Raw genomic sequence first — 4,573 nt, 5'->3', positions numbered from 1 at the left:
ATCAGGGTGCCCATATGGCGCTGCGGGTGGTAGTACTCGTGCGCCGGAAAGCCGTAGTCGATGAATAGCAGTGCGCCGCGGCTCAGGCGTTCGGCGAGGGTGCGGATAAAGGCGCGGTTGCTGAGGCTGATTTCACTGTTGTAGCCCTTGATTGCCGGAATCAGTTCGCTAGCTAGCCCGGCTAGTCCGGCATGGTCTAGCGGGCGGTCGGCCAGCACGAAGCCGCCGTTATCGAGGCTAACACCGTGTTGCAGGACGCGCTGGCCATCGTGGAGCAAGACCTCGCACGGCATGGCGTCCAGCACTTCATTGCCGATGACGATGCCGTCTAGTGTTGCCGGTAACTCGGCCAGCCATTGCACCCTGTCCAGCAGATGCGGCAGGCGCGACTGGAGCAGGGTTTTCTGTCGGTCTATCAGGTCGGCGGACAAGTCGATAATGATGTAGCGCTCGGGCAGGGTGCCCAGTTGTTCCAGTTTTTGCAGGATGTCGGCGGCGAGCTTGCCGGTGCCGGCTCCGAATTCGTAGATCACGCCGGCAGTTTGCGGTAGCAGCTCGGCGATTTGCCGCGCCAGTGTGGCGCCGAACAGGGCCGTCATTTCCGGTGCGGTGGTGAAGTCGCCGGCGGCCCCCAGTTTGGCGCTGCCCGCCGCGTAGTAGCCAAGGCCGGGTGCATATAGCGCCAGCTCCATATAGCGTGAAAATGGAATCCAGCCATCGGCCGCAGCGATTTCACCGGCAATGTGTTGCGTCAGTGCATAGCTGGTGGCGAGGGCTTCGGGGCTGGCTTGGGGAAGGCTGGTCATAAGGGGCAATCCTGTACAATATGTCGGGATTGTCGGTCAAACCCTCGCTCATGAGAAGGGCATGGCCGTTAAACAAGGGTGGAGGCGTTGCCATGGATACCAAGGTTGTGTTGATTACCGGTGCTGCGCGCCGGGTAGGGGCAGGCATCGCCCGTCATCTGCATGCGCGCGGTGCGTCTTTGCTATTGCACTATCACGCTTCGGAAGCCGACGCCTGGCGCTTGGCAGGGGAGCTGAATGCCGAGCGCCCCGGCTCGGTGCAATTGGCGCAGGCCGATTTGCAGGATACCGCCCGGCTGCCGGCATTGATTGAAGCCGCTATTTCGGCTTTCGGCCATCTGGACGGGCTGGTCAATAACGCGTCCGGTTTTTACCCGACTGAAGTGGGCAGCATAGGCGAAGCCGACTGGGATAGCCTGATGGGCTCCAATCTCAAGGCGCCCTTGTTTCTGGCGCAAGCTGCCGTGCCTTATCTGCGCCAGAGTTCGGGCTCCATCGTCGGCATTGTCGATATCCATGCCGAGCGGCCGATGCCGCGGCATGTGGTCTACAACCTGGCCAAGGCCGGCCATGCGCAACTGATCCGCGCGCTGGCGCTGGAGCTGGCGCCGCATGTGCGGGTGAATGGCGTCTCGCCCGGGGTGAATTTGTGGCCGGAGAACGAAGCCTCGTTCGATGCGGCAGAGCGTCGCGCAATAGAAAACCGTATCCCGCTGGCCCGCACCGGCGTACCGGATGATATTGCACGCGCGGTGGGCTTTCTGCTGCTTGACGCCAGCTATGTGACCGGCCAGATACTGGCGGTAGACGGCGGGCGTAGCGTGGTGCTTTGAGCCGGCAAGCATGGACGGGGTGTTTTATCGCGCTGGCGCTGCCGCCGTCAGCGCATTTCAGCAGTGGCGTGGCGGGGGTGTTTGGCGGTAAAATCGCCGGCTTTTCAATCTGTTAGCCCTACCCTCATGCCCGAACATATCGCCGTTGCCGACAAGAAAGCCGAAAAGGCTGCCTACGAGGGCAATAAGCTCACCAAGCGTTTGCGCCACCATGTGGGTGATGCGATCAACGATTTCAATATGATAGAGGCGGGCGACCGGGTGATGGTCTGCCTGTCCGGCGGCAAAGACAGTTTTGCCATGCTCGACATCCTCTTGGGCCTGCAAAAATCGGCACCTATCGATTTTTCCATCGTCGCCGTCAATCTCGATCAGAAACAGCCGGGCTTTCCCGAGCATGTGCTGCCGGCTTATCTCGAATCGATCGGTGTCGAGTACCGCATTGTCGAGGAAGATACCTATTCCATCGTGAAGCGGGTGATTCCCGAAGGCAAGACCACCTGCAGCCTGTGCTCGCGCCTGCGCCGCGGCGTGCTTTATCGCGTAGCCGAGGAACTGGGTGCGACCAAGATTGCGCTGGGCCATCATCGCGACGACATGCTGCACACCCTGTTCCTCAATATGTTCTACGGTGGCAAGCTCAAATCCATGCCGCCCAAGCTGGTGTCGGACAACGGCAAGCATATGGTGATCCGCCCGCTGGCCTATTGCCGCGAGAAGGATCTGGAGCGCTACGCCGAGCTACGCGAGTTCCCTATCATTCCGTGCAATCTGTGCGGCTCGCAGCCCAATCTGCAGCGTCAGGTGGTCAAGGAAATGGTCAACGACTGGGACAAGCGTTTCCCGGGGCGGGTAGAGACCATGTTTACTGCGCTGCAGAATGTGGTGCCATCGCATCTGGCCGATAACAAGCTATTCGATTTTGCCGGCTTGAAGGTGGGTGATGTGCTGCCGGTCGAAGGCGATACCGCTTTTGACAAGGAAGAGTTTAACGATCCGCTGCCGATGGGTGAAGACGGCCAGCCGCGTCGCGCCATCAGTATTCTGGATTCGCGTGCCAAGGAGAGTGCTTGTGGCGGGTAAAGCATGCCACCCGTTTCGTCGCCGCGTGCGCGCGGCAATAGACGAGATGCCGGAAGTCGAAATTTCCGAGACCGGCAATATCCGCTCGCTGCATCTGGGCTCGGAAACGGTGCAAAGCTCGATGAATCTGGACGAGCCGGCCGATCTGGTGCTGAGCTACACCCGCGCCATGATGGGCTTTCTCTTGTTTGGTGACGAGCCGCAGCACATGCTGCAGATTGGCCTGGGGGGCGGCTCGATTACCCGTTTCATCGACGAGTATCTGCCCAATGCCCGTTCGCTGGTGGTCGAGATCAATCCGCAGGTGATCGCGGTGGCGCGTGCCTTTTTCCAGATGCCGGAAGAGGGCGAGTATTTCGAGATCATCGAGGCCGACGGTGCCGACTATGTGAAGATCTTCCGTGAATCGACCGATGCCATTCTGGTGGACGGCTTTGACGGCATGCAGATTGTTGATGCGCTGACCACCGAAGACTTCTTTCAGGACTGCAGGCGGGCCTTGTCGCCGCAGGGCGTATTTGTCGCCAACTGGTGGAGTGGCGACAAGCGCTATCAGCAATTCCTTGAACGCTTGCTGGAGGTGTTCGAGGGACGGGTGCTCGAGTTGCCATCGGCCAGCCACGGCAATGTGGCGGTGATGGCTTTTCGCCAGAGCCCGCATCCCGTCAGCTGGGATGCGCTCGAGTTTCGTGCCGACAAGCTGGAGTGCCTGTACGGTATCGAGTTCGGCGATTTCGTGCGCAGGCTCAAGGAAAGCAATCTGCATTCGGCCGGGCGCTTACTGATCTAGCCGGTTCCCGTCGCCCATTCGCTGTATCCGTACCCGCCCCGCGCCTCGTCGCGGGGCTTTGTGCATCTGATGCAGTGCAGAATAAGGCGTATAATCACGCGTTTTAAAGCAGGTGGCGACGCGATGGCATCCGCCGTCTGCGGGCTGGTTTTACGTCTTTCCGGGGTTTCTCGTGCACAAACAACAGTTTCTCTCCCGCATCGCCGACAAGTCGGCAGTTATCGGTATCGTCGGTCTGGGTTATGTCGGCCTGCCACTGATGCTGCGTTTTGCCGAAGTCGGCTACAAAGTCATCGGTTACGACATCGATAAGAGCAAGGTCGATGCACTGATGAATGGCCAGAGTTATATCGAACACATCGCCGCCACCAGCATTCAGGGCGCCTTGCTGGACGGTTTCGAGGCCACTGCCGATTTTTCGCGTGCACCGGAAGCCGATGCGCTGATCCTGTGCGTGCCGACCCCGCTGAATAAATACCGCGAGCCGGATCTTTCCTTCGTGATCAACACCATCGACTCCTTGCTGCCTTATCTGCGCAAGGGGCAACTGGTGTCGCTGGAGTCGACCACCTATCCGGGTACCACCGATGAAGAGCTGTTGCCGCGCATCGAGTCGTGCGGGCTGGCCGTCGGTGAAGACGCGTTTCTGGTGTATTCCCCCGAACGCGAAGACCCGGGCAATCCCGACTTCACCACCCGCACCATTCCCAAAGTGTGTGGCGGCGTGACGCCTGCCTGTCAGGAAATCGGGGTGGCGCTGTATAGCGCGGTGATCGATCAGGTGGTGGCGGTGTCGTCTACCCGCGCCGCCGAAATGACCAAGCTGCTGGAAAACATCCATCGCGCGGTGAACATCGGCCTCGTCAACGAGATGAAGATCGTTGCCGACAAGATGGGCATCGACATCCATGAAGTGATCCGCGCCGCCGCGACCAAGCCGTTCGGCTTCGTGCCCTACTATCCGGGCCCGGGTTTGGGCGGGCACTGCATTCCTATCGACCCGTTCTACCTGACCTGGAAAGCACGCGAATACGGCGTCAATACCCGTTTCATCGAGCTGG

General features: G+C 60.0%; 5 protein-coding genes. 4 read left to right on the top strand and 1 reads right to left on the bottom strand.

Going from position 1 to position 4,573, the window contains the following annotated elements; all coding sequences use genetic code 11:
• A partial coding sequence (locus ACRC1E_RS08630) for a class I SAM-dependent methyltransferase (RefSeq protein ID WP_438514693.1) occupies nt 1–806 on the bottom strand: 806 nt, incomplete at its 3' end.
• A 92-nt stretch (nt 807–898) separates the two neighbouring features.
• Between ACRC1E_RS08630 and ACRC1E_RS08625 the strand changes: the two genes are divergently transcribed.
• The 4 genes from ACRC1E_RS08625 to ACRC1E_RS08610 all read left to right on the top strand — a co-directional run.
• Nucleotides 899–1,639, top strand: a complete 741-nt coding sequence (locus ACRC1E_RS08625; RefSeq protein WP_438514692.1) for a pteridine reductase — start codon at nt 899–901, stop codon at nt 1,637–1,639.
• Nucleotides 1,640–1,765: 126 nt separating this feature from the next.
• Nucleotides 1,766–2,722 carry a tRNA 2-thiocytidine(32) synthetase TtcA gene (gene ttcA, locus ACRC1E_RS08620; protein WP_438514691.1) on the top strand — a complete coding sequence of 319 codons (957 nt, stop codon included), beginning with the start codon at nt 1,766–1,768 and terminating at the stop codon, nt 2,720–2,722.
• The gene (locus tag ACRC1E_RS08615; protein WP_438514690.1) at nt 2,712–3,512 is read left to right on the top strand and encodes a polyamine aminopropyltransferase; all 801 of its coding nucleotides are present in this window, start codon (nt 2,712–2,714) and stop codon (nt 3,510–3,512) included. Before ttcA ends, ACRC1E_RS08615 begins: the two co-directional genes overlap by 11 nt.
• A 172-nt stretch (nt 3,513–3,684) precedes the next feature.
• Nucleotides 3,685–4,573: nucleotide sugar dehydrogenase (locus ACRC1E_RS08610; protein WP_438514689.1), on the top strand; the 889-nt coding region annotated here is incomplete at its 3' end.

Source organism: Craterilacuibacter sp. (assembly GCF_051659485.1).
Taxonomy (GTDB): domain Bacteria; phylum Pseudomonadota; class Gammaproteobacteria; order Burkholderiales; family Chromobacteriaceae; genus Craterilacuibacter.
The sequence above is the reverse complement of the archived record's forward strand: the minus strand, read 5'-3'. Positions and strand labels throughout refer to the sequence as shown.